Below are 26288 nucleotides of genomic sequence, written 5' to 3'. Positions count from 1 at the left end.
CGTACCTGTGGGAGCTGGCTTGCCCAAGGCCCGCCCCTACTCCGGCAACTGCACCCGGGGTTTGGTTGCCGCGAAGATCGCCCAGCTCGACACGAACAGCGCCGCGATCAACGGCCCGATCACGAAGCCGTTGAGCCCGAACACCGCCAGCCCGCCCAGCGTCGACACCAGAATCAGGTAGTCCGGCATGCGCGTGTCCTTGCCCACCAGGATCGGCCGCAACAAGTTGTCCACCAGGCCGATCACCAGCACACCGAACGCGGTCAGTATCACCCCCGACAAAATCGCACCGGTCAGCAGGAAATACGCCGCCACCGGTGCCCACACGATCCCCGCCCCCACCGCCGGCAACAGCGACAGAAACGCCATCAGCACCGCCCATACCAGCGCACTCGGGATATCCAGCACCCAGAAAATGAAACCGCCCAGCGCCCCCTGGGTAATGGCCACCAGCACGTTGCCTTTTACCGTCGCCCGCACCACACGGTTGAACTTCAGTTGCAAACGGCGCTTCTGGTGTTCGGGCAGCGGCACTGCCAGACGCACCTGGCGGGCGACTTCCGCGCCTTCGCGCAGAAAGAAGAACAACAGGTACATCATGATGCCGAAGCTGATCACGAACTCGAACGTGCCCTGCCCAAAGTTGAACGCCTGGCTGGCCAGCACCTGGCTGCCCTGGGTGGCCCACTTGCTGATCTTGTCGCGTAGCCCGTCGAGGTTGCCCATGCCCATGCTGTCCAGGCCCTGCTGGGCAAACGCCGGAAGCATGTCCTTGCCGCGCTCGACATAACCGGCAATATCCAGCTCCCCGTGCTCGATGCGCTGGTACAGGGCGGCTCCCTCCTGTACCAGCAGCGCGCTGGTGATGATCACCGGCAGGATCGCCACCAGCAGGCACACCAGCAAGGTGGCCGCCGCAGCCAGATTGCGCCTTCGGCCGAAACGCAGCAGCAGGTGGCGCTGCAGCGGGGCGAACAGGATGCCGAGTATCACCGCCCAGAAGATCGCACCGTAGTACGGCAGCAGGATCCAGATGAAGGCAATGGTCACCAGCGCCAGCAGTACTGCCAGGGCTTTGTTCTGCAGGGCGGTCTGGTTCATCGCGGGTCCTCGCATGGTTTATGCGTTATTAGTGCGCCGCACCTTGGCAAAAGTGCCGCCATTCCCTTGATGCAAATCAATACGGGCCGTATCTGCCAGCCCTAGCATCCGCGCCTTTTGCTCCGGTGCGCACATGACCCCTATCGCCAAGCCCGAACTGCTGGCCCCCGCCGGCACCCTCAAGACCATGCGCTACGCCTTCGCCTATGGCGCCGACGCGGTCTACGCCGGCCAGCCACGCTACAGCTTGCGGGTGCGCAACAACGAGTTCGACCATGCCAACCTGGCCCTGGGCATCCAGGAGGCACATGCCTTGGGCAAGCGTTTTTACGTGGTGGTCAACATTGCCCCGCACAATGCCAAGCTCAAGACCTTCCTCAAGGACCTGGCGCCGGTGGTCGAGATGGCACCGGACGCGCTGATCATGTCCGACCCAGGCCTGATCATGCTGGTACGCCAGCACTTCCCGCAGATGCCGGTGCACCTGTCGGTGCAGGCCAACACGGTCAACTGGGCCAGCGTGCAGTTCTGGCAGCAACTGGGCCTGAGCCGGGTGATCCTGTCGCGCGAGCTGTCGCTCGAAGAGATCGAAGAGATCCGCCAGCAGGTGCCGGAAATGGAGCTGGAGGTGTTCGTCCACGGTGCCCTGTGCATGGCCTACTCCGGCCGTTGCCTGCTGTCGGGCTATCTCAACAAGCGCGATGCCAACCAGGGCAGCTGCACCAACGCTTGCCGCTGGAAGTACGACGCCACCCCGGCCACCGAAAACGCCACCGGCGACATCGTGCGCGAAGTGCAGCCGACGCTGGGCCTGGGTGCACCGACCGAGCAGGTATTCCTGCTGCAGGAAAGCAACCGCCCCGGCACCGAAATGCCGGCGTTCGAAGACGAGCACGGCACCTACATCATGAATGCCAAGGACCTGCGCGCCATCCAGCATGTCGGGCGCCTGGCCGCCATGGGCGTGCACTCGCTGAAGATCGAAGGCCGCACCAAGTCGCACTTCTACTGCGCCCGCGCCGTGCAGTCGTACCGCCAGGCGATCGACGACGCGGTGGCCGGGCGGCCATTCGACCGCTCCCTGATGGACAACCTCGAGTCCCTGGCCCAGCGCGGTTACACCGAAGGCTTCCTGCGCCGCCACGTGCACGACGAGTACCAGAACTACCAGCGCGGCAACTCGGTGTCCGAGCGCCAGCAGTTCGTTGGCGAACTGACCGGGGTGCGCGTCGACGGCCTGGCCGAGGTCAAGGTGAAGAACCGCTTCGCCGTGGGCGACCATCTGGAACTGATGACCCCACGCGGCAACTACCACTTCGATCTCGAGCACATGAGCAATGGCCAGCAGCAACCGCTGCAGGTCGCCCCGGGCGATGGCCACACCATCTACCTTCCTGTTCCCGAGCAGGTGCCATTGGCATACGGCCTGCTGATGCGTGACCTGCCAGCTTGAGCGAGGTGGCTAAAGTTCGATCCTGGTAATGGCGCCAAGCCGCCGGTCGCCCAATTCCTTACGAATCTGCTGGCGAAAAGCGGCGAAACGTTCCAGGTCAAAACGGTAAACAGTGCCGGTGTTCCACACGACGATGTCACGCTGGGCCTCGCTCCAGAATCCGAAGTCGCGCATTTCCACCGTGGCATTGAAGCGAAACGAGTAGACCGCCAGATGGATCTGGCCCTCCTCGTCCTTCTGGCAGGGTGTTATCAGAAACGATGAGGCGACGTCGTTCTGCCAACCCGACTGCAGGAACTTGCTGGCGTGAGCACTGATGCGCAGTTCCTGCATGGATGCGCGCGCCAGTTGGGCCAACAGCGTTGGTGTGCTGCCTGTGCCAATGGGCTCGAGCCCGGTATCGAAATCGTCATGGTCCCTGATGACCTGCGGCGGCAACTCCAGGGCGGCCATCCTTACGCAGCCATGTTTCTCCAGGCGATTGCGGAAGCGGTCGAACCAGCTTTTCCATAGCTCGTCCCGGTCGAGGAAGCGGCTTGCGAACTCATCGGCATGGTCCAGCAACGTTTGCACGTCCTGGCGTTCCTCGTCGGACAGGTTTGGTCCGATGCCGATCAGATTGGTCTTGGAGTACAACAGGCAGTCCAGTGGTAGGGGCATGATCAAGCAGGCTCTCAGATAGGTGTGCCGCACGTTAGCCAGCGTGATGACAGGCCGGCATCCGGAACCAGTACCTGGCAGGTAGACTGGCTGCCTGGCAACGCTGGTGAAGGGCAACAGGCCGCCCTGCGCCTGAAGGCCGCTTGCGCTATGCTGCTGGCCAACCGCTGGATACCGCCCCCCCCTGGGGCCGCAACGACACCGGGCGCGAGCAAGGCACAGGCCTGGTCGCCGGTATCCGCCCACGTTTTTGAAGGAGTGTTTCATGATGCTGCGTAAACACCTGCTGCCCCTGGGCCTGCTGGCCATCACCGGCCTGGCCCAGGCTGCCGAGACCATCGACGTCTACCGCGACCCCAACTGTGGCTGCTGCAAGGCCTGGATCAGCCACCTGCGCGACAACGGCTTCACCGTCAACGACCATGTCGAGCCGAACATGAGCGAGGTGAAGCAACGCCTGGGCGTGGCGCCACGCCTGGCGTCGTGCCATACCGGGGTGATCGACGGCAAGTTCGTCGAAGGCCACGTACCGGCCGAGCAGGTGCGCCTGCTGGCCAAGCGCAACGACCTCAAGGGCCTGGCCGTGCCGGGCATGCCCATGGGCTCGCCCGGTATGGAAATGGGTGACCACAAGGATGCCTACCAGGTCATCGGCGTGACCCAGGACGGCAAGGACACCGTGGTCGCCAACTACTGATGCTCAGCCTGTGGGCGCTGTTCCTCAGCGCCTTCGGCGCCGCTACCCTGCTACCGCTGCAATCGGAGGCCGTGCTGGTCGGCCTTTTGCTGCGCCAGCCCGAGGCCTGGGCCACCCTGCTGCTGGTGGCGACCCTGGGCAATGTGCTGGGCTCGGTGGTCAACTGGGTGCTGGGGCGGGCCATCGAGCACCTGCGTGACAAGCGCTGGTTCCCGTTCAGCCCTGCTCAGCTCGAGCGCGCGCAACAGCGCTACCAGCGCTGGGGGCAATGGTCGCTGCTGCTCAGCTGGATGCCGGTGATCGGCGACCCGCTGACGCTGATCGCCGGCATCATGCGTGAGCCGTTCTGGCGCTTCCTGCTGCTGGTGACCCTGGCCAAGGCCGGCCGCTATGGGGTGCTGGCGATGATTACCCTGGGCTGGTTTCACGCCTGGTAACACCTTTCACGTTCCGCGTGGTCCACTGACTGCTACAGTCGCCCCTTCCTACATGGCCCTACACGGAGTGCCCCCATGCTGCGCGCAACCGCCCTGGCCCTGGCCTGCCTCGCCGGCAGTTCGGCCATCGCCGCCGAATCGCCCACCTATGGCCCCCAGCTGGAGGGCTTTAGCTACCCGCATCCGCTCAAGCATTTCGACTTCAAGTCCCAGGGCCAGGCCCTGCAGATGGGCTACATGGACGTGCCCGCCCAGGGCCAGGCCAACGGCCACAGCGTGGTGCTGATGCATGGCAAGAACTTCTGCGCCGCCACCTGGGAAACCACCATCGATGCCCTGAGCAAGGCTGGCTACCGGGTCATCGCCCCCGACCAGGTCGGCTTCTGCAGCTCCAGCAAGCCGGCACATTACCAGTACAGCTTCCAGCAGCTGGCGAGCAACACCCATGCCCTGCTCGAACAGCTGGGGGTGAAGCAAAGCATCGTGCTCGGCCACTCCACCGGCGGCATGCTTGCCACCCGCTATGCGTTGATGTACCCACAGCAGGTGGAGCGCCTGGCGATGGTCAACCCCATCGGCCTGGAAGACTGGAAAGCCCTGGGCGTGCCCTACCGCACGGTGGACCAGTGGTATGCGCGCGAGCTCAAGCTGGATGCCGAAGGCGTGCGCGAGTATGAGCGCAAGACCTACTACGCCGGGCGCTGGAAGCCGGAGTACGAGCGCTGGGTGCAGATGCTGGTGGGCCTGAACAAGGGGCCGGGGCATGAAGCGGTGGCGTGGAACTCGGCGCTGATCTACGACATGATCTTCACCCAGCCGGTGTACCACGAGTTCAAGGACCTGCAGATGCCCACCCTGCTGCTGATCGGTGACCAGGACACCACAGCCATCGGCAGTGATATCGCGCCGCCGGAGGTGAAAGCGAAGCTGGGCAAGTATGCAGTGCTGGGGCCGCAGGTGGCCAAGCTGATTCCCAAGGGTGAGCTGATTACCTTTGAAGGCATGGGGCATGCGCCGCAGATCGAGGAGCCGGTGCGGTTCAACCGTACGCTGGTGGAGTGGCTGGGCAAGTGAGCCAATAGTCGAGGGGCCGCTTTGCGGCCCTTCGCGGGCTCGCCCGCTCCCACAGGTACTGCACAGGTTTGGGAAGCTGTGCACTACCCGTGGGAGCGGGCAAGCCCGCGAAGGGCTGCAAAGCAGCCCCCTACACTTTCCAGACCTGCTCCTCGGTCCAGCCCAGCTCGGCAAAGTCCGCCGCCCGCAACCCCGCCTCTTCCTCGCAGAAAAACTCATCCAGCTGCGGCGGCCTCACTGCCGTGTCACTGAGCATCGCATGCACCTGCCCGCGGTGATGCACCTGGTGCTCGAACAGGTGCGCCAGCAGCCGCAGCCGTTGCTCGCGCTGCACCCGCTCAGGGCGCACGATGCTCACATAGCGCCCCAGCTCACCATCGCGCAGGCCCCGGCAATAGGCGATCAGCCGGTGATCGGCCTGGGCCTGTTCGGCATGCAGGTCGGTGCAGGTGGCAAACGGCTGTTCGGGGTCGAAGAAGCGCTCGCCGTCGGCGTCGGGCTGCTCGCCACGCTGCTCGCACTCGAGCATGTGCAGGTAGAACCAGTCCACCGTCAGCAGGTGGTTGAGGGTGGCCTTGATCGACGGGAAGAAGCTGCAGCGCGGGGCGACGAATTCGTCCTGGGTCAGTTGCAGGCAGGCCTTGTACAGACGGTGGTTGGCCCAGCCATTGTTGTAGGCCTGGGTCAGCAGATGATGCGACAGCGGCTCCATGGTTCGGCTCCTTTTCAGGCGAAGCGTTGCAGTTGCATCTCCCGTAGCCGGCTCAGGGTCCGTTGGTACGGGAACGCCAGATACCCTTGAGTGTAGAGGGCATCCAGCGGCACCTGTGCCTCCAGGTACAACGCCACCCGGCGGTCGTAGCATTCGTCGACCAGGGCTATGAAGCGGCGCACCGCGTCGTCCTTGGGCGACAGCGCCGGCAGCTCGCGGTCGCCCGCTGCCACCCGCGCCGCAGCATCCTCGGTACCCCGGGCAATGCGCCCGGCCCGCTGTTCACCCCCCAGCGCCGGAATGCCCGACACCAGGATGGCCGGGAACCGGTCGCACAGAGCCATGAACTCCATGGCCGCCAGCGGCTGTTCGCACAGGTCGGTGAAACGGCACCAGATGGCCTGCGCGCTGCGCCGCACCACCTGCACCTGCCGGGAGCCGATCGCCAAAGGCTGATCGTGGCCGTCGTCGCCGGGGCTGAGCTGGCGGAACACCTCGCCCAGCTGGCTGGCCTGCCCCGCTTGCGCCACCCAGTAACGCTGGCGCTCAGCGCCGGGGTGCAGGCGGTGGTCCTGCTCGCCGGCTACCGGCAGCACCTGCATGTGCCGCTGGATGGCGGCGATGGCCGGCAGGAACCGCTCGCGGTTGAAACCGTCGCGGTACAGCTGCTCGGGTGGCTGGTTGGAGGTGGCGACAATCACCACGCCTTGGTCGAACAGTACCTGGAACAGGCGGCCGAGGATGATCGCGTCACCGATGTCGTTGACGAACAGCTCGTCGAAGCACAGCACGCGAATCTGCCCGGCCAGTTCCCCGGCCAGCGCCAGCAGCGGGTCGGCAGTGCCGTTGAGCTGGAACAGGCGCTGGTGGACCCAGGCCATGAAGTGATGGAAGTGCTGGCGCCGGCTGGGCACCCGCAGGCAGCGGTGGAACTGGTCCATCAGCCAGGTCTTGCCCCGGCCGACCGGGCCCCAGAGGTAGATACCCTGGGTGGGGCGGCCCTGTTCGACGGCCTGGAAACAAGCCTGCAACGCCTCGACGGCGCGGGCCTGGGCGGGGTCGGCGACATAGCCCTGAGTGGTCAGGGCCTGCTGGTAGAGGGAATGGGGATCGATAGCCATGCGGCATTCTACACATACCTTGTGGGAGCGGCCTTGTGTCGCGAAAGGGCCGCAGAGCGGCCCCAGGATTTTCGCGTCACGGCGAATATTGCTGGGGCCGCTGCGCGGCCCTTTCGCGACACAAGGCCGCTCCCACAAGTACTGTACTGCGTCAGGTGCCGTCGCCCAGGCCTACCTTGAGCAACGCGCCGTCCTTGTCATCGGTCAGCACATACAGGTAGCCATCCGGCCCCACCCGTACATCGCGGATACGCGCCTTCAGCTCACCCAGCAAACGCTCTTCATGCACCACCTTGTCGCCATCCAGTTGCAGGCGGATCAGCTCCTGGGTAGCCAGCGCGCCAATGAACAGGTTGTGGTCCCAGGCCTTGAACCTAGGGCTGTCGTAGAACGCCATGCCGCTGATCCCCGGCGACTTCTCCCATACATGGTGCGGGTCGACCATGCCCTGCACATGCTCGCCCTTGGCCTCGGGGATCGGCAGCAGCGAGTAGTTGATGCCGTGGGTCGCAATCGGCCAGCCATAGTTCTTGCCGGGTTCGGGAATGTTGATCTCGTCGCCGCCGCGCGGGCCATGCTCGTGGGTCCACAGCTTGCCGGTCCATGGGTTGAGTGCGGCGCCTTGCTGGTTGCGGTGGCCGAACGACCAAATCTCCGGCCGCACATTGTCCTCGCCGACGAAGGGGTTGTCCCTGGGCACTTCGCCGTCCGGCAAGATACGCACGATCTTGCCTTGCAGCTTGTCCAGGTCCTGGGCAGTCGGGCGCTGGTTGTTTTCACCGAGGGCGATGAACAGGTAGCCGTCGCGGTCGAACACCAGGCGCGAGCCAAAGTGGTTGCCCTCCGACAGTTTGGGCTGCTGGCGGAAGATGACGTTGAAGTTTTCCAGCCGGGCGCGGTCCTGGGACAACTGGCCACGGCCGACCGCCGTACCGGCCTTGCCGTCACTGCCCTCTTCGGCGTAGGACAGGTAGACGGTGCGGTCCTTGGCGAACTCCGGCGACAGCACCACATCCAGCAAGCCGCCCTGGCCCTCGGCCCAGACCTTGGGTACACCGCTGATCGGCGGGCCGACCTTGCCTTCGGCATTGACCACCCGCAAGTTGCCGGCACGCTCGGTGACCAGCATGTCCTTGCCGCCCGGCAGGAACGCCAGGGCCCAAGGGTTGCGCAGGCCATCGGCCAGGGTGCTGACGGTCAAGGTGCCTTCTTCACTGCGAAACTGCTGTTCGGCCGCCGCCTGCGCCAGCAGGGGCAGGAGTGCGGCGGCGGTCAGGGTTACAAACCAGGGTGCTCGAAGCATGCAGGATTCCTTTCGTAGGGCGCTCATGGCGCGCGCGGGTTGCCGCGCGGTGGTCGGCTGGGCTCCAGGTTCGGGGTTTGCTGCTGGCGGCGCAGGTTGTCGCCATTGCCGATGCCGCGGTTGTCCAGGGTGGGCGTGCGCTGGTACGGGTCGGTGGACGGGCCGCGCACGGGAGGCGTGGCCGGCATGCTGCCCTGGCGGCTGTTGGGGTTGGCGCGCTGGATCGGGCTGTTGTAGGGGTTATTGTTGCCGGCGGCGAGTTGCAAGGGCGGCTCGGGGGCCGCTTGCGCGGGCAGGCACAGCACCAGGCCGAGGGCCAGGATGGGCAAGGTCGGGGTCATGCTTCACCTCCTGTACGAAAATGCCGCGCCTGGTGGGTTTGATAGCCTAAGGCGCGAAGGGTTCGCGGCAAAAAGTGTGAATGCGGGTGGAGATGATTCCTGATGTTTCAGTATGGGCCTTGGGGGCTGCTACGCAGCCCTTTCGCGACACAAGGCCGCTCCCACAAACCCCTACGGACGCCGAATTACTGGCCCTTGTCCACCTTGTGCCGCGCCGCATACAGGCACAGCATTTCCATCGCCAGGGTCGCCCCGGCCAGCGCGGTGATGTCAGCATGGTCATAGGCTGGCGCCACCTCCACCAGGTCCATGCCCACCAGGTTGATGCCGCGCAGCCCGCCAAGGATCTCCAGCGCCTGCACCGTGCTCAGCCCGCCGCATACCGGCGTGCCGGTGCCGGGCGCATACGCCGGGTCGAGGCAGTCGATATCGAAGGTCAGGTAAACCGGCCGCTCGCCCACCCGCTGGCGAATCGCCGCAATCACCGCCTCGGTGCCCTGCCGGTGCACCTGGCGGGCGTCGAGGATGGCAAAGCCCTGGCTGTCGTCATTGGTGGTGCGCAGGCCGATCTGCACCGAGCTGGCCGGGTCCACCAGGCCTTCGCGGGCGGCATGCCAGAACATGGTGCCGTGGTCGATGCGCTTGCCTTCCTCGTCCGGCCAGGTGTCGCTGTGCGCATCGAAGTGGATCAGCGCCAGCGGGCCATGGCGGCGGGCATGGGCCTTGAGCAGCGGGTAGCTGATGAAGTGGTCGCCACCCAGGGTGAGCATGGCGCAGCCTGCTTCCAGAATATGCGTGGCATGGGCCTCGATGCTGTCCGGTACCGACTGCGGGGTGCCGCTGTCGAAGGCGCAATCGCCATAGTCGATCACCGCCAGGTGGTCGAACGGGTCGAACGCCCACGGCCAGTGCCGGGCCCAGGCCTGCTGCACCGAGGCGGCGCGGATCGCCCGCGGGCCGAAGCGCGCACCGGGGCGGTTGCTGGTGGCAGTATCGAACGGCACACCACTGACCACCACATCGACACCACGCAGGTCGCGGCTGTAGCGGCGGCGAGAGAAACTGGTAATGCCGGCGTAGGTACTTTCCGCAGCGGTGCCATACAGGCTGTCGCGGGTCATGGCCTGGTCGTTGTTTGCGGCTTGCTCCACGGTCGGGTTCCTTTGTCGTTATCGGTTACTGGCGGCTGCGGAACGCGGTCCACAGGCGGTTGCGCTGGCGCAGGTCGGCCAAGGCCATGCTGCGGTCGGCATACAGGCGCTGGCGCACCGCGGCCGACGGGTAGATGTCCGGGTCATTGCGCACTGCTTCGTCCACCAGCGGCGTGGCCGCCTGGTTGGCGTTGGCGAAGAACAGCGTGTTGGTCAGTGCGGCGACCGACTCGGGCTTGAGCATGAAGGCGATGAACGCCCGCGCGGCCTCGGGGTGCGGGGCGTCCTTGGGAATGACCAGGTTGTCCTGCCACACCAGCGTGCCTTCGCGGGGGATGCGGTAGATCAGCTCGAACGGTTTGCCAGCGCGACGCGCCTGGTCGGCGGCCATCGCCGCATCGCCGTTGTAGGTCAGCGCCAGGCACACGCTGCCGTTGGCCAGGTCGCTGATCTGCCGGCCATTGGCGACGTAGCTGATCGACGGCTGCAGCTGGCTCAGCAGGTTCTGCGCGGCGGCCAGGTCGTCCTTGTCCTGGCTGTAAGGGTCCTTGCCCAGGTAGTTCAGGGCCACGCCGATCACCTCCTGGGGCGAGTCGGGCATGGCAATGCCGCAGTCCTTCAGCCGGCTGGCGTACTCGGGCTTGAACAGCAGGTCGAGGCTGTCCAGCGGTACATCCCCCAGGCGCTGGCGCACCGCTTCCACATTCACCCCCAGGCCCAGGGTGCCCCAGGTGTAGGGCACGGCATGGCGGTTGCCGGGGTCGGCCTCGGCGAGCTTGGCCAGCAGGTCCTTGTCGAGGTTGGCATAGCCGGGCATGGCCTGGGGATCGAACGGCTGCAGGGCATTTGCCTTGAGCGCCCGGGCCAGTACGGTTGACGACGGCACCACCACGTCATAGCCGCTACCACCGGTCAGCAGCTTGGTTTCCAGCACTTCGGTGGTGTCGAAGGTGTCATAGCGCACCTTGTAGCCGGTTTCCCGCTCGAAGCGCTGGAGGGTTTGCGGGGCGACATAGTCGGCCCAGCTGTAGAGGTTGACGACCTTTTCTTCGGCCTGCAGCGGCAAGGCCAGGACCAGGGACAGCAGGCACAACGATCGACGCATGGCGAACACCTCGGCAAATGGGTGGATGCCGCGAGCATGCCAACCGGGTTACATTGCAGGAATGGCAAGTTTACAAAGCTGCCATTCATCAGGAGCAATGTAATGCTCGGACAAGTGCACGACCCCGACCTGCACCTGCTGCGGCTGTTCGTCACTGTAGTCGAGGCCGGTGGTTTCAGCGCCGCGCAAGGCGTGCTGGGCTTGAGCCAGCCCACCATCAGCCAGCGCATGGCGCAGCTGGAAGCGCGGCTGGGCTACCGCTTGTGCAGCCGCGGCAAAGGTGGCTTTCACCTGACGGAAAAGGGCGCGTTGTTGCTGGACGCCGCCCGTGGGCTATTGCTGAACATCGAACAGTTTCGCCAGCAGGCCAATGGCGTTGCCGGGCGGCTGCTGGGGACCGTGCGCATAGGCATGGCGGAGAGCCAGGACAAGGCGGTGAGCCTGAAGCTGGCGGCGGCCATTGCGGCGTTTCGCAGGCGCGAGGAGGCGGTGCAGCTGGAACTGATCAGTGCGCCACCGGCAGAGCTGGAGCGCTTGTTGCTGGAGCAGCGGCTGGATTACGCCATCAGCTACTTTTCCGGCAACCAGGCAGCCTTCGACTACCAGCCGCTGTTCCAGGAGCGGCAACGGCTGTATTGCGGCAAGGGCCATGTGCTGTTCGGTGAGGCTGGCGTTGGCCGGGAGCGGTTGCTGGCGATGGACCAGGTGCGCCATCCGTACCGGTTTCTCAAGGGCGGTGAGCCGTTCCAGAGCCAGCGCAGCATGGCGGTGGCGGAGCAGATCGAGAGCGTGCTGACGTTCATTCTGTCGGGGCGGCATATTGGCTATCTGCCATGCCATTGTGCGCAAGCTTGGGAGGCTGAGGGGCTGTTATGGGCGCTGGACCCGGGGTTGGACTTTGTGGTGCCGTTTACCCTGGCCAGGCACCGGGCGCAAGCGGTTGGCGAGGCACAGCAGGCGTTTGCGCAGGATTTGCTGGCGTCGTTTGCCTGAACCGGCCTCTTCGCGGGTAAACCCGCTCCTACAGGGTTCTCACACAGCCTGAGGGCTGCGCCGTGCCTGTGGGAGCGGGTTTACCCGCGAAGAGGCCGGGACAGACAACACCCATCAGTAAGCCATGCTCCAGGTCAGCGTGTAGGTACGCCCGCGCCCCTGGTAGTCATACAGGTACGCCGGCCCGTAGGTCGGCGAGTAGAACAGCGTCGCACGCTGCCCCCAGACCGTGCTGTATTGCTTGTCCAGCAGGTTCTGGATGCCGGCGCTGAAGGTGCCGAAGCCGGTATCCTGGCTGCCCAGCAGGTCGAAGGTGGAGTAGCCGTCGATCTCGTGGTCGGCATCGTCCTTCAGGCTGAAGGCATGGTTGGCCTGTAGCCGCGCACTGCGGCCATCGCCCTTCCAGCCGACGAACGCGGTAGCCTTGGACAACGAGGCATAGCGGGCATCGCGCTTGATCCAGCCGCCATCGACATCCTCCTCCTCGGAGCGGGTCAGGTGCAGGGTACCACCGGTTTCCCAGCCGGTCTGGAAGTGCCGGGTCAGCGCGCCCTCAAAACCGAAGTCGCGGCTTTTCTGGTCTTCCACATTGATGGTCAGCGTCTGCGAGTCGACGTTGATGATCTTGTCCGACCAGATGTAGTACAGCGCCGCCTGGGCATCCCAGTCCAGGTCGGCATAGCGCCAGCCCAGTTCCACCTGGCGGCTCTTGATGCCGGCCAGCGGGTTGTCGGCCACGCTCAACCCGGGCTTGCCGTAGTACTTGGCCGGGTCGGGCAGGTCGAAGCCTTCGCCGTAGTTGGTCCATACCTGGTGGCCATTCTTGAAGTCGTAGATGGCACCGACGTTGAACAGGTTGACCTGGTAATCGTTGCTGCCACCCGGCACACCCTTGAAGTCGCTGACGTCCACATCCATCTGCTGGCGCCGGGCGCCGCCGGACAGGGTCAGGTTATCGGTGGCATGCCAGTCCAGCTGCGCGTACACCGACACGCCATCGACCCGGTAGCTGGGGTAGCGCGCGGCCTTGCTTTCCTTTTCCAGCTCCAGGCCACCCGACTCGGACGACGTCTGGGCGTTGAAGGTGGTCTGCTCGGCATTGAAGCGCTCGCGGTCCAGGTCGACGCCGTAGGTCAGCTTCAGCGCGTCCCACTGCTTGGCGAACAGGCCCTTGAGGCTGGTGACTTCGAAGTTTTGCTGCGAGGCGGCGAAGTACACCCCGCGCGAGCCGGTGGGCGTGGCGCGGTTGTAGTACGGGAACGGGTAGAAGTTGTCGTCTTCCTTGCGGTAAGAGGCCTGCAGGTAGAAGTCCTGCCCCAGCACGTCGGTGTGGTGGTAGTTGGCGTTCAGCAGCAGGCGCCGGGTGCGCGGCTCCAGGTCCGACGAGTAGCCGCTGCGCAGCTCGGCGTCTTCCAGGTCGGATGGGGCGTTGTAGTTCAGGTTAGGGAAGTAAATGCCGGTGCTGCCGTGGTTGCCCGAGTCATAGTACTGGGCCAGCAGGTCGAGGCTCTGCTGGTCGTTCAGTTGCATCCCCAAGGTGCCGAGCACGTCGATGGTGCGGTTGTATTGTAGGTCGGTCTGGGTGTTGTCGATGAAGATCTGGTCGCCGGCGCCGTCGTAGAAGGCTTCGTTCTGCTCTCCGGAAACCCCCAGGCGGGCGTTGAACCGTTCGTTGCCGCCACTGATCGACTGGGCGAAGCGGGTGGCCAGGTCGTCGCTGTTGTTGAAGCCGCTGCTGGCACCGAGCTGGGTCTCGAAACGCGCCGGGCCGGGTTCGCCCTTCTTGGTCACGATGTTGATGATGCCGCCGGTGGCGCCACCACCGTAGATGGCACTGGCGCCAGACAGCACTTCGACGCGCTCGACGTTGAACGGCGAAATGCTGTCGAACTGGCGTGACAGGCCGCGCGAGCTGTTCTGGCTGACCCCGTCGATCATCACCAGCACATTGCGCCCGCGCATGTTCTGGCCGTAGTTGGTACGGCCTTCCGGCGCCAGGTCGAGGCCTGGCACCAGCTTGCCGATGGCTTCCTTCAGGCTGACGCCGCTGTCGATCTGCTCGCGCAACTGCTGCTGGTCGACCACCCACACGGTGCCGGGGATTTCACTGATCGCGGTGCTGGTGCGCGAGGCCACGCTGACCTCGATCGGCTTGAGATTGACCGCCTGCGGCGCAGCGTCGGCCTTGCGCAGGGTCACCGTGCGGGCATCGCTGAAGTGCCAGCTCATGCCGCTGCCGGCCAGCAACTGCTGCAGGGCCTGCTCGATGCTGTAGCTGCCCTGCAAGGCCGGGCTGGATTGGCCGGCGACGTCGCCGGTGGTGTACAGCAGGTGCAGGCCGGCCTGGTCGGCGAACGTGGTCAGGGCGTGGTCCAGCGGCTGGGCCGGCAGGTCGAGCTGGACCTGGCGGGCCTGAGTCTGGGCCTGTTCGGTGGCGGTCGAGGCAAACACCTGCAGCGGGCCGACCAGCATGGCCAGGGCACTGCAGGACATCAGGGCATGGTGAAGCGGACCGCGGCGGCGGTGCAAGGGCTTGAGCCTCAGAGGCACGAATGAGCTTCCTGACAAGTCGTAAATGAGAATTGGTTGCTGATCAGTCCCACTACGACGATCTGGCTTGCAGGAACTTGCAGTGCAAGATAAAAAATTTTTCCTGTGCCGGCCTCTTCGCGGCTAAAGCCGCTCCTACAGGGATCTCCACAGCCTTCCAGACCTGTGCAGTACCTGTGGGAGCGGCTTCAGCCGCGAAGAGGCCGGCACAGGCGAATCAATGAACCACGGCCAACCACGGCAGGTAGGTCACCTTCAGCCCATAACGCTGCTCAAGGGTCCGCAACAGGGCCTCCGGCTCATCGAGGTCGAACACCCCGCTGACCTGCATCGCCGCCAGCTTGCTATCGGACAACACGATCCGCCCATGCCGATAACGCTCGAGCTCCGCCAGCACCTGCCCCAGCGGCTTGCCGTTGAAGATCAGCTTGCCGCGCTGCCAGGCCATCTGCGTGCCGGCATCGGCCGCTACTGCCAGTTCATGTTCGCCAACCTTGGCTTCGCCATGGGCCAATACCACGCGGCCATCGCGACGCACGCTGAAGGTGGCCGCACTCCCCTGCACCCGCTCACCGGCCGTGTCGACCACAAAGGGCCGTGAATCATCGGCGGTCTCGAACAAGGCCTCACCAGATTCCAGCACCACCCGCCGCTCACGGTCGCTGAACACCACGCTCAGGGCTGTGGCACTGTTCAGCGTCACCCGCGTGCCATCTGCCAACGTAATCACCTGTCGCTCACCTACCCCGGTGTGGTAATCCGCCAGCAGCATTGGCGCCTTCTGCCAACCCGCCACACCAACGGCCAACACCAGTGCAGCAGCCACCCCCGCCTGTTTGAGCCAGTTGCGGCAATGGCGCAGGGCTTGGCCGATGTATTTCGCCACCATGCTTTCGGAAACCCCCAGGCGCTGCGCGATCTGCGCCTGGGTCAGGCCGTCGACGCGGTTGAGCAACAGCGCCTGGCGGGCATTGTCGGATAGCTGCAGCAGCGCCTGGTCGAGGATCTGCAAGCGCTCCCGGGCCAGCAAGGCCGCTTCCGGGGCCGGCGCCGGGCAGGCGACCTCACCTGCCCGCTCGCTGTCGTCGTGGCTGGCGGCAATGCGCTGCTCGCGGCGCAAGGCATCGATCGCCAGGTTGCCGGCCACGCGGAAGATGAAACTGCGCGCGTGCAGCACCGGCACCGCCTGCTGGTCGATGTTCACCAGCTTCAGGTAGGTTTCCTGCGCGACATCGGCAGCGCGCTGACGGTCGCTCATGCGCCGGGTCAGGAACTGAAGCAGGTCGTCGTAGTGCTCCTGGAAGCTTGCCAGCAGGCCCGGCGCGGGAGAAGTCAGCATGGGTTCGGGAACGGCCAGTAGGAGAAGTTATCGGGCGTTAATGAGAAACAGTATCTTTCATCTGGGCGGTGACCTTCAACGTCGACGCGTATTTGCCACACTGCCCATTCGCCCACTCTGGCAAGGTCGCACTCCATGGCTGCCCGTCTGCACCGCTACGCCCGCCTGTTCCTGGTCCTGCTGCTGGCCTGCGGCCTGGGGGCCTGTGCGCTGTTCCAGGCACGCGACCCGGTCAATATCAGCGTGATCGGTATCGAGCCGCTGCCCGGGCAGGAGCTGGAACTGCGCATGGCGGTGAAGATGCGGGTACAAAACCCCAACGAGGCGCCGATCGACTACAACGGCATCGCCCTGAACCTGGAGGTGAACGGCCAGCCGCTGGCTGCCGGGGTGAGCGACCAGCAGGGGCACATCGGCCGTTATGGCGAAGCGGTGATCGTGGTGCCGGTGAGCATCACGGCGTTTTCCTTCCTGCGCCAGGCCTATGGGCTGGGCCAGGTGGACTCGCTGCAAGGCCTGCCCTATGTGCTGCGCGGCAAGCTGGCCGGCGGGCTGCTGGGGACCGTGCGCTTTACCGACGAGGGCAAGCTGGACCTGCCCAAGGGCGCCTACTGGTAGGCGCCTGGCGGGGTGTGATCAGCGGCTGGCGCTGGCTGCGGCCATCAGCTTGTTGACTTCGCTGCGCACCATGTTGGCGTATTCGGGCGGCGACATGCCATCCAGCTCGGCGCGCACCCACTCGGCCCATTTGCCTTTGCGCCGTGGTTTCTCGGCGATCAACCGTGCCGCTTCGCCCTTGGCCTTGCCCAGGTTGTTCTGCCACAGCTCGAACAGCCGGGCCTTCTCTGCCTCGATCTGCGCCCGTTCCTCGAAGCTCATGTTGGCCAGATTGAAACTCATGAAGGTACCTGCAGGTTTGAAAATGGCCGCTATCTTACACCCAGGTACTGCAACAGCCCAAAGCCGCCGCAACTTTCCCGACGCGCCGGCATCCATTGTTCAAGCCACACCATCGACGAGGACGAGTTCATGGCCCGGAAAAACGCCCCGCTGACCGACAGCGATCAGATCAAGGACCAGGTATTCAGCGAACTGCAGGCGCTGATCGAAGAGTCGGAAAAACTGCTGAACGACAGCGCCGCCCTGGTGGGTGACGAGGCGGAAACCCTGCGCACGCAGGTAAGCCTCAAGCTACGCCAGGCGCGCAATGCCGCCGACAAGGTACGCAGCAAGGCGCAACCGGTGATGGACGCTACCCAGGACTATATCGGTGGCCACCCGTGGCAGACCGTGGCCATTTCCGCTGGCCTCGGGCTGGTGGTCGGCCTGCTGCTGGGCCGCCGTCACTGACGCCTGGGCCGCCTGGTGCGAATCAGGCGGCCTGCGCCATCGGGATACCGCTGTGGAAGCGCAGCTCCTGGTCCGGTGACTGGATCAGCTCCACCTCCGCTGCACGCACCAGGTCCACCCGGCGGGCAATGTCTGCCTCTTCGCCATAGTTGTGCGCCAGTTTCAGATAACCCTGGTAATGGCGCGCTTCGCTCTTCAGCAGGCCGTGGTAGAAGCGGCCCAGTTCCTCGTCCAGATGCGGTACCAACGCGGCAAAGCGCTCGCAGCTGCGCGCCTCGATGAACGCCCCCACCACCAGCGTATCCACCAGCTTGACCGGCTCGTGGGCGCGCACCAGCCGCCGCAGCCCCGACGCATATCGCCCCGCCGACACCGGGCGCAGCGGCACGCCACGACGCTTCATCAGGCGCAGCACCTGCTCGTGGTGCACCAGCTCCTCGCGGGCCAGGCGCGACATCATGTTGATCAGGTCGAGGTGGGTGTTGTACTTGGCGATCAGGCTCAGGGCGGTGCTGGCAGCCTTGAACTCGCAGTTCTTGTGGTCGATCAGCAGGGTTTCCTGGTCGGCGAGCGCCGCTTCGATCCAGGCGTCTGGTGTCGGGCAACCAAGAAAGGCGTCGATTTCGGGGATCAGGGACATGAGCGTGCGACCACAAAGAACAGGCAGGGCCGGCGATTATACCGGCGGCGGCGGGCGGCGCCAGTGACTATGCTTGATGTACATCAAGCGCCAGCGGGGGAAGCGCCGACTATAGTCAGGCATTGGTCGCCACCTTTGAAGGGAGTTAACGCCCATGCAAGCCGTCCGCAGCATCCTCGTCGTCCTCGACCCCGAGCACGCCCACAGCCGGGCACTGACCCGGGCCAAGCTGATCGCCGGCGTCACCGGCGCCCGCCTGCACCTGCTGATGTGCGACAAAAGGCATGACCACAGCGCGCTGCTAAGCCTGCTGAGCAGCCAGCTGCATGATGACGGGTACGACAGCGTCACCCATGAGGAGGCCTGGCGCGACAACCTGCACGACACCATCATCTACGTGCAGCAGGCCGAGGGCTGCGAGCTGGTGATCAAGGAACACCGCCCGGACAACCCGCTGAAAAAGGCCCTGCTCACCCCCAGCGACTGGAAGCTGCTGCGCCAATGCCCGTGTGCCGTGCTCATGGTCAAGAGCGAGCGGCCGTGGACCGGCGGCAAGATTCTGGCCGCGGTGGACGTGGGCAACCAGGACGAGGACCACCGCCGCCTGCATGCCAGCATCATCGACCATGGTTATGCCATTGCCGGGCTGGCCAAGGGCGAGCTTCATGTCATCAGCGCTCATCCGTCGCCGATGCTGTCGGCATCGGACCCGGCGTACCAACTGAGCGAGACCATCGAGAAGCGCTACCGCGAGGCTTGCAAGGCGTTCCAGGCCGAGTACGGCATCAGCGACGAGTGCCTGCATGTGGCCGAAGGGCCGGCGGATGTGCTGATTCCGCATACCGAGAAGAAGCTTGATGCCGTGGTAACGGTGATCGGCACGGTGTGCCGCACGGGGATTTCCGGGGCATTGATTGGTAATACCGCGGAGGTGGTGCTGGATTCGCTGGAGGGGGATGTGCTGGTGCTCAAGACCGAGGAAGTAACTGCCCACCTGGCAGAACTCGCCCGCGGCTGAGTTTGCCTTCCTCAGGAGGACACATGATTCCTTGAAATTGCAGGGCCCCTGTGGGAGCGGGTTTACCCGCGAAAGCGGCGGTGAGTCCAACGACGCATTCGCGGGTAAACCCGCTCCCACAGGGATTTCTTACAAGAAGTATCTAGGCCAACGCTTCCTGCACCTTCGGGTCCAGCCCCTCCCCTGCATTGGCCTCGGCCCATTCCGCCAGTTGCCGGCGCATCGCAGGCGTCCAGAAGCTCTGCAGATGCTGCCGTATCCCTTGCACCGCCAGCGCCCGGTCTGGCTCGCTGTCGAAGTAATGGGCAATCTGGTTGGCCATCTTGACCAGATTCTCACTGCTCATCGGCGTACCTCGGTTTTCTCGGCAATACGACGCTCCTTCAACAACCGCCGCTGCTCGTCACTGAAGTCCTGGTAGCGTTTCTGCCACTGCGACGGCTGGAACACTTTCACCACCTCCACCGCCGTCACCTTGTACTCAGGGCAGTTGGTGGCCCAGTCGGAATTGTCGGTGGTAATCACGTTGGCCCCCGACTCTGGGAAGTGGAAGGTGGTGTACACCACACCCGGCGCCACCCGCGTGCTGACCTTGGCGCGCAGCACCGTCTGCCCGGCGCGGCTGCCGATGCCGACCCAGTCGCCATCCTGGATGCCACGGCTTTCGGCGTCGGTCGGGTGGATTTCCAGGCGGTCGGCGTCATGCCAGGCAACGTTACCGGTACGCCGGGTCTGGGCGCCGACGTTGTACTGGCTGAGAATGCGCCCGGTGGTCAGCAGCAGCGGGTAGCGGTTGTTGACCTTCTCCTCGGTGGGCACGTAGCCGGTGAGCATGAAGCGCCCCTTGCCACGTACGAACTGGTCGATGTGCATGGTCGGCGTGCCATCCGGCGCTGCGTCGTTGCACGGCCACTGCAGGCTGCCGTGGCGGTCGATCTCGGCGTAGCTGACGCGGCGGAAGGTAGGCGTAAGGCGGGCGATCTCGTCCATGATCTCGGACGGGTGACGGTAGCTCATCGGGTAGCCCAAGGCATTGGCCAGGGCTATGGTCGCCTCCCAGTCGGCCTTCCCGGCCAACGGCTCCATGACCTTGCGCACCCGCGAAATACGCCGCTCGGCATTGGTGAAGGTACCGTCCTTCTCCAGGAACGAGCTGCCCGGCAGGAACACATGGGCGAACTTGGCTGTTTCGTTGAGGAAGATGTCCTGCACCACCACGCACTCCATGGCCAGCAGGGCCGCGGTGACGTGCTGGGTGTTGGGGTCGCTCTGGGCAATGTCCTCGCCCTGGCAGTAAAGGGCCTTGAAACTGCCGTCCAGCGCAGCCTCGAACATGTTGGGGATGCGCAGGCCCGGGTCAGGCTGCAGCGTCACGCCCCAGGCCTGCTCGAACTCGGCGCGCACAACTTCGTTGGAAATGTGCCTGTAGCCGGGCAGTTCGTGGGGGAACGAGCCCATGTCGCACGAGCCTTGCACGTTGTTCTGCCCGCGCAGCGGGTTCACCCCTACCCCTTCACGGCCGATGTTGCCGGTGGCCATGGCCAGGTTGGCGATGCCCATCACCGCGGTGCTGCCCTGGCTGTGCTCGGTCACGCCCAGGCCGTAGTAGATCGCCGCGTTGCCGCCGGTGGCGTACAGCCGGGCGGCGGCGCGGATCTGCTCGGCAGGCACGCCGCAGACCGGGCCAAGCACTTCGGGGGCGTTTTCCGCCAGGCTGACGAAGTCGCGCCAGCGGGCAAAATCCTCGGTTTCACAGCGGGCATCGATGAAGCGCTGGGCCAGCAGGCCTTCGGTGACGATCACGTGGGCCAGGGCGTTGAGCATGGCCACGTTGGTACCGGGGCGCAGTTGCAGGTGCAGCTCGGCGCGGGCGTGCGGCGAGTCGACCAGGTCGATGCGCCGAGGGTCGATCACGATCAGCCGCGCGCCCTGGCGCAGGCGGCGCTTGAGCTGCGAGCCGAATACCGGGTGGGCGTCGGTGGGGTTGGCGCCGATCACCAGCACCACGTCGGCCTGCATCACCGAGTCGAAGCTTTGTGTACCGGCCGACTCACCCAGGGTCTGCTTCAGGCCATAGCCGGTGGGCGAATGGCATACCCGCGCGCAGGTGTCGACGTTGTTGTTGCCGAACGCCGTGCGCACCAGTTTCTGCACCAGGTAGGCTTCTTCGTTGGTGCAGCGGCTGGAGGTGATGCCGCCGATGGAATCGCGACCGTACTTCAGCTGGATACGGCGGAACTCGCTGGCGGCGTAGGTCACCGCCTCGTCCCAGCTGACTTCCTGCCATGGGTCTTCCAGGCGCTTGCGGATCATTGGCTTGGTGATGCGGTCCGGGTGGGTGGCGTAACCCCAGGCGAAGCGGCCCTTGACGCAGGCGTGGCCGTGGTTGGCGCCGCCGTTCTTGTCCGGGACCATGCGCACCAGCTGGTCGCCCTTCATTTCGGCGCGGAACGAGCAGCCGACGCCGCAATAGGCGCAGGTGGTGATGACCGCACGCTCGGGCTGGCCCAGCTGTACCAGGCTCTTTTCGGTCAGGGTCGCGGTCGGGCAGGCCTGCACGCAGGCGCCGCAAGACACGCACTCGGAGGCGAGGAAGTTCTCACCACCCGCCGCCGCCACTCGCGATTCGAAGCCGCGCCCGGTGATGGTCAGGGCGAAGGTGCCCTGGATGTCCTCGCAGGCACGCACACAGCGGCTGCAGACGATGCACTTGCTAGGCTCGTAGTCGAAGTACGGGTTGGATACGTCCTTTTTTTCGGCAAGGTGGTTGGCGCCGTCATAGCCGTAGCGCACCTCGCGCAGGCCCACCTGGCCGGCCACGGTCTGCAGCTCGCAGTTACCGTTGGCCGAACAGGTCAGGCAGTCCAGCGGGTGGTCGGAGATGTACAGCTCCATCACGTTGCGGCGCAGGCCGGCCAGGCGCGGGGTTTCGGTGTGCACTACCATGCCTTCGCTGACCGGGGTGGTGCAGGACGCCGGGTAGCCGCGCATGCCTTCGATTTCCACCATGCACATGCGGCACGAGCCGAAGGCTTCGAGGCTGTCGGTGGCGCACAGTTTGGGGATGCTGGTGCCGAGCATGGCCGCGGCACGCATCACCGACGTACCGGCGGGCACAGTGATGGCACGGCCATCGATGCTCAGGCTGACCTGTACCTCGCTGTCACGGGCCGGGGTGCCGAGGTCGCTGCTTTTATCAGAAGCGGGGTCGAAGAAATTGATCACTGCGCGGCCTCCGTGTGGGTCAGCCCGAAATCGGCGGGGAAGTACTTCAGCGCGCTGGCCACCGGATAAGCGGTCATGCCGCCCATGGCGCACAGCGAGCCGTATTGCATGGTGTCGCACAGGTCGCGCAGCAACAGGGCCTGGTCATGCCGCTCGGTCATGTCGCTGGTGGCGATCAGCCGGTCGACCACTTCCATGCCGCGGGTCGAGCCGATGCGGCACGGGGTGCACTTGCCACAGGATTCCTCGGCACAGAACTGCAAGGCGAAGCGCGCCATGCTGGCCATGTTCAGGGTGTCGTCGGCCACTACCACACCACCGTGGCCGAGCATCGCGCCCATGGCGGCAAAGGCTTCGTAGTCCAGCGGCGTATCGAAGTGGCTGGGCGGCACCCAGGCACCGAGCGGGCCACCCACCTGCGCGGCCTTCAATGGCCGGCCGCTGGCCGTGCCGCCGCCATAGCCTTCCACCAGCTCGCGCAAGGTCAGACCAAAGGCGCGTTCCACCAGGCCGCCCTGGCGGATGTTGCCGGCCAGCTGGAACGGCATGGTGCCCAGTGAGCGGCCCATGCCGAAGTCGCGATAGAACGCCGCGCCCTTGGCCAAGATGACGGGTACCGAGGCCAGGGTGAGTACGTTGTGCACCAGCGTCGGCAGGCCGAACAGGCCCTGCAGCGCGGGTAGCGGAGGCTTGGCGCGAACGATGCCGCGCTTGCCTTCGATGGATTCGAGCAGCGCGGTTTCTTCGCCGCAGATATAGGCGCCGGCGCCGACCCGCACTTCCAGGTCGAAGGCCTGGCCGCTGCCGGCCACGTCGCTGCCGAGATAGCCGGCGTCACGGGCGATGGCGAAGGCCTGGTCAAGCACGCGGATGGCGTCGGGGTATTCCGAGCGCACATAGATGTAGCCCTTGTCGGCACCCACGGCGAGGCCGGCAATGATCATGCCCTCGATCAGCAGGAACGGGTCGCCTTCCATCAGCATGCGGTCGGCGAAGGTACCGGAGTCACCCTCGTCGGCGTTGCACACCACGTACTTCTGCCCGGCCCCGGCGTCACGCACGGTGCGCCACTTGATGCCGGCCGGGAACGCAGCACCGCCGCGGCCGCGCAGGCCGGAATCGAGCACGGCGGCGACCACCTCGGCACCATCCAGGGCCACGGCCGCTTCAAGGCCGGCAAAACCGCCATGGGCACGGTAGTCGTCCAGCGACAACGGGCGGGTGATGCCGGCGCGGGCGAACAGCAGGCGCTGCTGGGTCTTGAGGTAAGGGATGTCCTCGACCGGCCCCAGGGCCAGCGAGTGGCCACCAGGTTCACCGGGCTCACCGGGCTCACCGGTCAAGGCGTCGAGTAAGGACGGCACGTCTTCCGGGGTGACCGGGCCGAAACCCAGGCGCCCTTGCGCGCTGTCGCACTCCAGCAGCGGCTCCAGCCAATACAGCCCGCGGGAGCTGGTGCGCTGGATATCCAGCGGCAGCTGGCGGCGCTCGGCCTCACGCTGCAATGCATCGGCAACCTGGTCGGCGCCCACGGCCCGGGCTACCGAATCGCAGGGGATATACAGCTTCAGCATGCTGCGTCCTCCCGGCAAGCGTTGACCAGCGCGCGCAGGCGCTCCGGGGTAAGGCGCGCATGCACCTGGCCGTCCAGCTCCAGCGCTGGCGAGCAGGCACAGGCGCCCAGGCAGTACACCGGGCGCAGGCTGATGGCGCCGTCGGCGCTGGTGCCGTGGTCGTCCAGCGCCAGCTGTTCGCGCAGTTGCGCGGCCAGCGCCTCGGCGCCCCGGCTCTGGCACGACTCGGCGCGGCACAGGCGCAGGGTGTGGCGCGCCGGTGGCGTGGTGCGGAAATCGTGGTAGAAGCTGATAACCCCACGCACCTCGGCCAGGCTGAGGTTCAGGGCATGGGCAATTTCGGCGACAGCGGCATCGGGGATGTAGCCGATGTCGTGCTGGATGGCATGCAGGATCGGCAACAGCGCGCCGGGGGTATCCTTGTCACGGGCCAGAATGCGTTGGATCACAGGCAGGTGGAGCAATTCATCAGGCATACAGCGGACCTCGGCATCACGGACCCTGCCTGAATTGTTGTGAGGGCAGGTATCCGGCGTGTTCTGCTGCGGCGCGCCGGCCACGTCACGGTTGCGTGGAGCCAGCGGCCTCCTTGCCTGCGGCCGTACGTCTGCGCGCACTGGTCCGAGGCATCCTGCAAGCATGGCACTTGTGGCGCCGGGGGGTTGCGTGCGAACGACCAGGCGCATCCTGAAACCGACGCGGGTTGTTTCTGGCCTTATACAGTCTGCTGCGCTGTCGCTTGGAGAACTGAATTCGCAAGCGGTACGCGTACCCTGTGGGAGCGGCTTTAGCCGCGAAGAATCCAACGCGGTGCATGGCACCGGCTGCGCCGGTGTTCGCGGCTAAAGCCGCTCCCACAGGGTCCCTGCTAATTCAATGAGTTATGTGCAGTCCCATGAATGCATGGTATGAGCAAGCTTCAAAGCTGCACGGCTTTGTCGATCAGTGCTTGCCTTCCACCGCCTTGGCCGTCTCGATCAGCTTGTCGAACTTGCGGTTCAGCTGGGCAAAGCGCTCATCGCTCTTGGCCCGCGCTTTGACGTTCTGGTCCGAGCTGGCCTTGTCGGCGATGGTCACCACCGTCCAGTCCCGGTCCTTGGCCACCCAGTACACCAGCTCACCGTCTGCGGAAAACGCCTCGAGTCGGCCACCGCTATTCGGCACAGGCTTGGCCTGCCTGGTCATCGGCAGCAGTTGCTGGACCCGCGCCTCGTCGGTGCTGGCCAGCCGCACCTCCACCTGGCGAAGCTGGTCGGCCTCGTTGAACGATGCCTTCACTTGCGTGATGGCAATACCGCCCAGGTTGAAATCGCCCTTCGGGTTGCTCCCCTGAAAGAACTCGGTGGGCACCTGGTAGTGATAGCCGGTGAAATGCTCAACTTCGCCGAACTGCTGCTGCAGAATGGCCATGGCCTGGGGCTTGGGCATGCCCAGGGTGAACTGGCCGACTTCCAGCGCCGAACAGGCTTGCAGGGGGAAAAGCGCGCAGGCGAATACCAGCGGCAGGGTCCGTTTCATCGGTCATCTTCCTTGAAAAGAGCCCAGCAACCTAACCCCTGCATGACAATCAGACAATACTGGCAGGGTGCCAAGCCCACACTGCCTCGGCTTCGCGACGCCTGGCTGGGTCAGCGGTTCTTGCGCATGCCCATATGCGCGTCATCCATCAGCGCCTTGGCCATGTCGCAGAGAAAGTGCGAAGCCCAGACCAGCACCGGTTCGTTGTCCATCACCCCGATGAACGACGCTCGCCGTGAGCAGTCCATCAATACCGACGCTTGTTCGATGGCATGGTCGCAGCAGTTTCCCGGTTCTACGCGGAACAGTTTCTTGCCGTCCAGCACACCGTCCAGGAACGTGGCCGCGCCTACGGTCAGGCCCAGTGTGCCGGTGTCGTCATCCAATTCCTTGTCCATCTGAAACCCTCTTTTGAATCTGCCGGCCAGTGCGACTTCCCGGTTGCAGTCCCCGGCAAGAAAACCGCACCGCCCAGGCTGGCAAAATTTGAAAATCAGCCCATCAATGCAATGTATGCACCGGCTGCCCGCCCCGGAGCTGCACCTGCGCAATCGCCGACTCCAGCAGCGTGCGCACAGCCTCCATTTCATGCATGACCGCCAGGGTCATGATCGTGGCGGGAGATCTGGGGAGCGAGGCTATCGCGTGATGGCCTACGGACAAGGCGCACAGCACGTATTCCGTGGCCTGGATCAGGGTGTCTTCCAAGTGATGGGGTGAGTCGGAAATGGGGGGATCCGGGACTATTTTGAGCATGGTCACATCTCGATTTCGTGAGAGAAAACCACACCCCATCCCTTGCAGAGAATGGGTGGCGGCTGCGTACGGGCCTGCAAGACCGGGGAAGATCGAGAAAAACCCGGCTGACCCGAAGGTCACCCGTACGCAGCCACCATTAAGCACAACCATTGGCACAGACCAACGGC

General features: G+C 65.1%; 27 protein-coding genes. 8 read left to right on the top strand and 19 right to left on the bottom strand.

The genetic code is table 11. The annotated features are described in order from the left end of the window. Window positions 1-36: 36 nt before the first annotated feature. The gene (locus tag QN085_RS08740) at window positions 37-1101 is read right to left on the bottom strand and encodes an AI-2E family transporter (protein WP_013971823.1); all 1065 of its coding nucleotides are present in this window, start codon (window positions 1099-1101) and stop codon (window positions 37-39) included. A gap of 133 nt (window positions 1102-1234) precedes the next feature. On the opposite strand from QN085_RS08740, the gene trhP reads away from it, so the two are divergent. Continuing rightward, complete coding sequence (trhP, locus tag QN085_RS08735) at window positions 1235-2554, top strand: prephenate-dependent tRNA uridine(34) hydroxylase TrhP (protein WP_013971822.1); 1320 nt, start codon at window positions 1235-1237, stop codon at window positions 2552-2554. 9 nt (window positions 2555-2563) lie between these two features. On the opposite strand, the gene QN085_RS08730 is transcribed toward trhP, so the two are convergent. Then, window positions 2564-3190 (bottom strand): hypothetical protein, encoded by a 627-nt coding sequence (locus QN085_RS08730; RefSeq protein WP_230397112.1) that lies wholly within the window; start codon window positions 3188-3190, stop codon window positions 2564-2566. Between the two features lie 292 nt (window positions 3191-3482). Here QN085_RS08730 and QN085_RS08725 point away from each other — a divergent pair, with 292 nt between their 5' ends. From QN085_RS08725 to QN085_RS08715, 3 genes are all read left to right on the top strand, one after another. Next, on the top strand, window positions 3483-3911 hold the full coding sequence (locus QN085_RS08725) for a DUF411 domain-containing protein (RefSeq protein ID WP_015269641.1): 429 nt from the start codon (window positions 3483-3485) through the stop codon (window positions 3909-3911). Further along, on the top strand, window positions 3911-4348 hold the full coding sequence (locus QN085_RS08720) for a YqaA family protein (protein ID WP_013971818.1): 438 nt from the start codon (window positions 3911-3913) through the stop codon (window positions 4346-4348). The genes QN085_RS08725 and QN085_RS08720 overlap by 1 nt, the downstream gene beginning before the upstream one ends. Before the next feature lie 75 nt (window positions 4349-4423). Beyond that, window positions 4424-5422: an alpha/beta fold hydrolase gene (locus QN085_RS08715; RefSeq protein ID WP_013971817.1), complete on the top strand. Its 999-nt coding sequence runs from the start codon at window positions 4424-4426 to the stop codon at window positions 5420-5422. Between the two features lie 130 nt (window positions 5423-5552). On the opposite strand, the gene QN085_RS08710 is transcribed toward QN085_RS08715, so the two are convergent. The 6 genes from QN085_RS08710 to QN085_RS08685 form a co-directional block, all read right to left on the bottom strand. Further along, window positions 5553-6134 carry a DinB family protein gene (locus QN085_RS08710; RefSeq protein WP_013971816.1) on the bottom strand — a complete coding sequence of 194 codons (582 nt, stop codon included), beginning with the start codon at window positions 6132-6134 and terminating at the stop codon, window positions 5553-5555. A 14-nt stretch (window positions 6135-6148) separates the two neighbouring features. Then, entirely contained in the window at window positions 6149-7255 is a 1107-nt protein-coding gene (gene zapE / locus QN085_RS08705) for a cell division protein ZapE (RefSeq protein ID WP_013971815.1), read from the bottom strand. 151 nt (window positions 7256-7406) lie between these two features. Beyond that, window positions 7407-8558: a PQQ-dependent sugar dehydrogenase gene (locus QN085_RS08700; RefSeq protein WP_023662596.1), complete on the bottom strand. Its 1152-nt coding sequence runs from the start codon at window positions 8556-8558 to the stop codon at window positions 7407-7409. Window positions 8559-8581: 23 nt separating this feature from the next. After that, a complete protein-coding gene (locus QN085_RS08695; RefSeq protein ID WP_013971813.1) occupies window positions 8582-8899 on the bottom strand; it encodes a hypothetical protein in 318 nt (105 codons plus the stop codon). A 185-nt stretch (window positions 8900-9084) separates the two neighbouring features. Beyond that, a complete protein-coding gene (gene speB, locus QN085_RS08690) occupies window positions 9085-10050 on the bottom strand; it encodes an agmatinase (protein WP_013971812.1) in 966 nt (321 codons plus the stop codon). A gap of 25 nt (window positions 10051-10075) precedes the next feature. Continuing rightward, window positions 10076-11155, bottom strand: a complete 1080-nt coding sequence (locus QN085_RS08685) for an extracellular solute-binding protein (protein ID WP_015269635.1) — start codon at window positions 11153-11155, stop codon at window positions 10076-10078. A 102-nt stretch (window positions 11156-11257) separates the two neighbouring features. Between QN085_RS08685 and QN085_RS08680 the strand changes: the two genes are divergently transcribed. Next, a complete protein-coding gene (locus tag QN085_RS08680; RefSeq protein ID WP_023661939.1) occupies window positions 11258-12148 on the top strand; it encodes a LysR family transcriptional regulator in 891 nt (296 codons plus the stop codon). 114 nt (window positions 12149-12262) lie between these two features. On the opposite strand, the gene QN085_RS08675 is transcribed toward QN085_RS08680, so the two are convergent. Then, complete coding sequence (locus QN085_RS08675) at window positions 12263-14641, bottom strand: TonB-dependent receptor (protein WP_052484836.1); 2379 nt, start codon at window positions 14639-14641, stop codon at window positions 12263-12265. Window positions 14642-14915: 274 nt separating this feature from the next. Continuing rightward, window positions 14916-16037 (bottom strand): sigma-70 family RNA polymerase sigma factor, encoded by a 1122-nt coding sequence (locus QN085_RS08670; RefSeq protein WP_013971808.1) that lies wholly within the window; start codon window positions 16035-16037, stop codon window positions 14916-14918. A 135-nt stretch (window positions 16038-16172) separates the two neighbouring features. Here QN085_RS08670 and QN085_RS08665 point away from each other — a divergent pair, with 135 nt between their 5' ends. Then, a complete protein-coding gene (locus tag QN085_RS08665) occupies window positions 16173-16655 on the top strand; it encodes an LEA/WHy family protein (RefSeq protein ID WP_013971807.1) in 483 nt (160 codons plus the stop codon). Between the two features lie 18 nt (window positions 16656-16673). On the opposite strand, the gene QN085_RS08660 is transcribed toward QN085_RS08665, so the two are convergent. Next, window positions 16674-16937 carry a hypothetical protein gene (locus QN085_RS08660; protein ID WP_003256287.1) on the bottom strand — a complete coding sequence of 88 codons (264 nt, stop codon included), beginning with the start codon at window positions 16935-16937 and terminating at the stop codon, window positions 16674-16676. Between the two features lie 129 nt (window positions 16938-17066). Between QN085_RS08660 and QN085_RS08655 the strand changes: the two genes are divergently transcribed. Then, window positions 17067-17387: an ElaB/YgaM/YqjD family protein gene (locus QN085_RS08655; RefSeq protein WP_013971806.1), complete on the top strand. Its 321-nt coding sequence runs from the start codon at window positions 17067-17069 to the stop codon at window positions 17385-17387. Window positions 17388-17409: 22 nt separating this feature from the next. Here the strand turns inward: QN085_RS08655 and QN085_RS08650 are convergent, their stop codons facing one another. Beyond that, window positions 17410-18027: a MiaE family protein gene (locus tag QN085_RS08650; RefSeq protein WP_013971805.1), complete on the bottom strand. Its 618-nt coding sequence runs from the start codon at window positions 18025-18027 to the stop codon at window positions 17410-17412. Window positions 18028-18181: 154 nt separating this feature from the next. Here QN085_RS08650 and uspL point away from each other — a divergent pair, with 154 nt between their 5' ends. Beyond that, window positions 18182-19045 (top strand): universal stress protein UspL, encoded by an 864-nt coding sequence (gene uspL, locus QN085_RS08645; RefSeq protein ID WP_013971804.1) that lies wholly within the window; start codon window positions 18182-18184, stop codon window positions 19043-19045. Between the two features lie 142 nt (window positions 19046-19187). Here the strand turns inward: uspL and QN085_RS08640 are convergent, their stop codons facing one another. The 7 genes from QN085_RS08640 to QN085_RS08610 all read right to left on the bottom strand — a co-directional run bounded on the left by QN085_RS08640 (window position 19188) and on the right by QN085_RS08610 (window position 26118). Beyond that, the gene (locus QN085_RS08640; RefSeq protein ID WP_013971803.1) at window positions 19188-19391 is read right to left on the bottom strand and encodes a formate dehydrogenase subunit delta; all 204 of its coding nucleotides are present in this window, start codon (window positions 19389-19391) and stop codon (window positions 19188-19190) included. Beyond that, window positions 19388-22270 carry a formate dehydrogenase subunit alpha gene (gene fdhF / locus QN085_RS08635; RefSeq protein ID WP_013971802.1) on the bottom strand — a complete coding sequence of 961 codons (2883 nt, stop codon included), beginning with the start codon at window positions 22268-22270 and terminating at the stop codon, window positions 19388-19390. The genes QN085_RS08640 and fdhF overlap by 4 nt, the downstream gene beginning before the upstream one ends. Then, window positions 22267-23844, bottom strand: a complete 1578-nt coding sequence (locus QN085_RS08630) for a formate dehydrogenase beta subunit (protein ID WP_013971801.1) — start codon at window positions 23842-23844, stop codon at window positions 22267-22269. Before QN085_RS08630 ends, fdhF begins: the two co-directional genes overlap by 4 nt. After that, complete coding sequence (locus tag QN085_RS08625) at window positions 23838-24320, bottom strand: formate dehydrogenase subunit gamma (protein WP_013971800.1); 483 nt, start codon at window positions 24318-24320, stop codon at window positions 23838-23840. Before QN085_RS08625 ends, QN085_RS08630 begins: the two co-directional genes overlap by 7 nt. Before the next feature lie 466 nt (window positions 24321-24786). Next, entirely contained in the window at window positions 24787-25362 is a 576-nt protein-coding gene (locus tag QN085_RS08620; RefSeq protein ID WP_023660676.1) for a hypothetical protein, read from the bottom strand. A gap of 110 nt (window positions 25363-25472) precedes the next feature. After that, entirely contained in the window at window positions 25473-25760 is a 288-nt protein-coding gene (locus QN085_RS08615) for a DUF3077 domain-containing protein (protein ID WP_015269622.1), read from the bottom strand. 103 nt (window positions 25761-25863) lie between these two features. Then, entirely contained in the window at window positions 25864-26118 is a 255-nt protein-coding gene (locus tag QN085_RS08610; protein WP_015269621.1) for a hypothetical protein, read from the bottom strand. Window positions 26119-26288 lie beyond the last annotated feature (170 nt).

The organism is Pseudomonas sp. M2(2023), from assembly GCF_030263955.1.
GTDB lineage: Bacteria > Pseudomonadota > Gammaproteobacteria > Pseudomonadales > Pseudomonadaceae > Aquipseudomonas > Aquipseudomonas asiatica.
Note: the sequence above shows the minus strand (reverse complement) of the source record. Positions and strands in the feature narration are given on the sequence as shown.